Origin of the sequence: Pseudomonas sp. HMWF006 (assembly GCF_003061205.1) — a bacterium.
GTDB classification, from domain to species: domain Bacteria; phylum Pseudomonadota; class Gammaproteobacteria; order Pseudomonadales; family Pseudomonadaceae; genus Aquipseudomonas; species Aquipseudomonas monsensis.
Map to the genome: position 1 here is coordinate 1 of NZ_QAIU01000549.1, position 3,576 is coordinate 3,576.

At 61.6% G+C, this 3,576-nt stretch carries 5 protein-coding genes; all 5 read left to right on the forward strand.

The features are described from left to right. Positions 1 to 408: flagellar biosynthetic protein FliO (gene fliO / locus DBR24_RS24690; RefSeq protein ID WP_128616047.1), on the forward strand; the 408-nt coding region annotated here is incomplete at its 5' end. Further along, positions 408 to 1,166, forward strand: coding sequence for a flagellar type III secretion system pore protein FliP (gene fliP, locus DBR24_RS24695; protein WP_123465773.1), 759 nt, complete (start codon positions 408 to 410; stop codon positions 1,164 to 1,166). The genes fliO and fliP, both read left to right, overlap by 1 nt. Beyond that, on the forward strand, positions 1,163 to 1,432 hold the full coding sequence (gene fliQ / locus DBR24_RS24700) for a flagellar biosynthesis protein FliQ (protein WP_123465775.1): 270 nt from the start codon (positions 1,163 to 1,165) through the stop codon (positions 1,430 to 1,432). The genes fliP and fliQ overlap by 4 nt, the downstream gene beginning before the upstream one ends. Before the next feature lie 3 nt (positions 1,433 to 1,435). Then, on the forward strand, positions 1,436 to 2,221 hold the full coding sequence (gene fliR, locus DBR24_RS24705; protein WP_123465777.1) for a flagellar biosynthetic protein FliR: 786 nt from the start codon (positions 1,436 to 1,438) through the stop codon (positions 2,219 to 2,221). 3 nt (positions 2,222 to 2,224) lie between these two features. Next, complete coding sequence (flhB, locus tag DBR24_RS24710; protein WP_128616048.1) at positions 2,225 to 3,364, forward strand: flagellar biosynthesis protein FlhB; 1,140 nt, start codon at positions 2,225 to 2,227, stop codon at positions 3,362 to 3,364. The last annotated feature ends 212 nt before the right edge of the window (positions 3,365 to 3,576 follow it).

Genomic DNA, 3,576 nt, shown 5'->3' on the forward strand with positions numbered 1-3,576 from the left:
GCCGCACCTGCCGCCGCAGCCGCCGCACCTGCCGCCGCAGCCGCCGCACCGGCGGTCAACAGCGGTGTGGCCGGGCAACTGACGCAACTGGTGTTCGGCTTGCTGTTGGTGCTGGGGCTGATCTTTTTCCTCGCCTGGCTGTTGCGCCGTGTGCAGCAGGCCGGTCCTGCCGGCAAGGGCCAGGTGATCGAACTGATCGGTTCGCGCGCCCTCGGGCCGCGTGACCGGCTGATGCTGGTGCAGGTCGGTAACGAACAGATTCTGCTCGGCCTGAGCCCCGGCACCATCACCGCGCTGCACGTGCTCAAGGAGCCGGTGCCGGTGCCGGCGACCAGCGAGAAAGCCACTCCGGAGTTTGCCCAGCATCTGTTGAAGATGCTCGGCAAGGATCAGAAGGATAAGAAGTAATGGGTGCGCTACGCATCGTCTTGACGCTGGCCCTGTTGCTGGCCGCGCCGCTGGCGTTCGCCGCCGATCCGTTGTCGATCCCGGCGATCACGCTAGGCACCAACGCCGACGGCGCGCAGGAGTATTCGGTCAGCCTGCAGATCCTGCTGATCATGACCGCGCTGAGCTTCATTCCGGCGTTCGTCATGCTGATGACCAGTTTCACCCGGATCATCATTGTCTTCTCGATCCTGCGTCAGGCCCTCGGCCTGCAACAGACGCCGTCGAACCAGATCCTCACCGGCATGGCGCTGTTTCTGACGCTGTTCATCATGGCCCCGGTGTTCGATCGGGTGAACAACGATGCGCTGCAGCCGTACCTGGCGGAAAAACTCACCGCGCAACAGGCAGTGGAAAAGGCCCAGGTGCCGATCAAGGACTTCATGCTCGCCCAGACCCGCAGCAGCGATCTGGAGCTGTTCATGCGCTTGTCCAAGCGCACGGATATCGCCACGCCGGATCAGGCGCCGCTGACTATTCTGGTGCCGGCCTTCGTCACCTCGGAGCTTAAAACCGCGTTCCAGATCGGCTTCATGATCTTCATTCCGTTCCTGATCATCGACCTGGTCGTGGCCAGTGTGCTGATGGCGATGGGGATGATGATGCTCTCGCCGCTGATCATTTCCCTGCCGTTCAAGATCATGCTGTTTGTCCTGGTGGATGGTTGGGCGCTGATTATCGGCACCCTGGCGAGCAGCTTCGGCGGTGTCTCGCCATGACCCCTGAAGTTGCGGTCGACATTTTCCGCGAAGCATTGTGGCTGACCACGCTGATGGTCGCGGTGCTGGTGATTCCGAGCCTGTTGGTCGGCCTGCTGGTGGCAATGTTCCAGGCCGCCACGCAGATCAACGAACAGACCCTGAGTTTCCTGCCGCGACTGCTGGTGATGCTGGTAACGCTGATCGTCGCCGGCCCGTGGCTGGTGCAGACTTTCATGGAATACATCATCCAGCTGTACCACAACATCCCGATGGTCATTGGCTAAGCCATGCAATCGTTGCTTCAGCTGACCGACACCCAGATCAGTACCTGGGTGGCGACATTCATGTTGCCGCTGTTTCGCGTCGGCGCGGTGCTGATGGTCATGCCGGTGTTCGGCACGACCCTGGTGCCGAAGCGCATTCGGCTGTACTTCGCCCTGGCAATTACTGTGGTGATCGCGCCCAACCTGCCGCCGATGCCGGCGGTCAATGCGCTGGACCTGAGCGGCTTGCTGCTGATTGCCGAGCAGATTCTGATCGGCGCGATTCTCGGCTTTTCCCTGCAACTGTTTTTCCAGGCCTTTGTGGTGGCCGGGCAGATTGTCGCGATCCAGATGGGCATGGGATTCGCCTCGATGGTCGACCCCACCAACGGCGTGTCGGTGGCGGTGATCGGGCAGTTCTTCACCATGCTGGTGACCTTGCTGTTCCTGTCGATGAACGGCCACCTGGTGGTGTTCGAAGTCCTCACCGAGAGTTTCACCACGCTGCCGGTCGGCAGCGGTCTGATGACCGCACATTACTGGGAGCTGGCCGGCAAACTCGGCTGGGTCCTGGGTGCGGCACTGTTGCTGGTCTTGCCGGCGATCACGGCGCTGCTGGTGGTCAACATCGCCTTTGGCGTCATGACCCGCGCGGCGCCGCAACTGAACATCTTCTCCATCGGTTTCCCGCTGACCCTGGTGCTCGGCCTGTTCATCGTCTGGGTCGGTCTGGCGGACATTCTCAACCAGTATCAACCGCTGGCCGCCGAGGCTCTGCAGTTTTTACGCGAACTGGCACAGGCGCGCTGAGTCATGGCTGAGAGCGAAAGCGGTCAGGACAAAACAGAAGACCCCACGGAGAAACGCAAAAAGGATTCGCGTGAAAAGGGTGAGGTTGCGCGCTCCAAAGAGCTCAACACCCTCGCGGTGATGCTGGCCGGCGCCGGTGGCCTGCTGATTTTCGGCGGCATGCTCGCGCAGGATCTGATGGAGCTGATGCGCATGAACTTCTCGCTGTCGCGGGAAGTGATCATGGATCAACGCTCGATGGGCACCTTTCTCCTGCATTCAGGGAAGATCGCCCTGGTGGCGATTCAGCCGATCATGATCACCTTGCTGCTCGCTGCACTGCTGGGGCCGATCGCCCTCGGTGGCTGGCTGTTTGCCGCCGGTTCCATGGCGCCCAAGTTCAGCCGGATGAACCCCGGCGCCGGTCTCAAGCGCATGTTTTCGATGAAGGCGATTGTCGAGCTGCTCAAGGCGCTGGCGAAGTTTTTCATCGTGCTGGCGGTGGCGCTCGTGGTGTTGTCGTCGGACGTCGACGACCTGCTGCGCATTGCCCATGAGCCGCTGGACCAGGCGATCATTCACAGCGTCTTGCTGGTCGGCTGGAGCACATTGTGGATGGCCTGCGGGTTGATCCTGATCGCGGCGGTGGACGTGCCGGTGCAGATCTGGGAGAGCATGAAAAAGCTCAAGATGACCAAGCAGGAAGTGCGCGACGAGCACAAGGATCAGGAAGGCCGGCCCGAGGTCAAGCAGCGGATCCGTCAGGTGCAGCGCGAGATGTCCCAGCGGCGGATGATGGCGGCGATTCCCGATGCCGACGTGGTCATCACCAACCCGACCCACTACGCTGTGGCGCTCAAGTACGACTCGGAGAAGGGCGGGGCACCGGTGCTGCTGGCCAAGGGCAGCGACTTCCTCGCACTGAAAATCCGCGAAATCGCCGTGGCCAACAACGTCATGCTCCTCGAATCGCCGGCCCTGGCGCGTTCGATCTACTACTCCACCGAGCTGGAGCAGGAAATCCCCGGCGGGCTGTATCTGGCTGTCGCTCAGGTGTTGGCCTATGTCTACCAGATCCGCCAGCACCGTGCGGGCAAGGGCAAACGCCCGGATCCGCTCAAGGACGACTTGCCGATTCCGCCCGATCTGCGGCGTGATTCCTGACTCTGCCGTGATGAAACAAAAAAACCGCCGTCCCGATTGAACCGGGCGGCGGTTTTTTTATGCCTGAAGACTTGTGCTGGCTGTGAGGCGGTCATCGCGGGCAAGCCTGCTCCCACAGGAGGCGGTGTTGCTCACAAACCTGTATTTACACGCAGAACCTGTGGGCTTGCCCGCGATGGCGTCAGCGGCCACAACGCCTTGCTCAGTCCTTG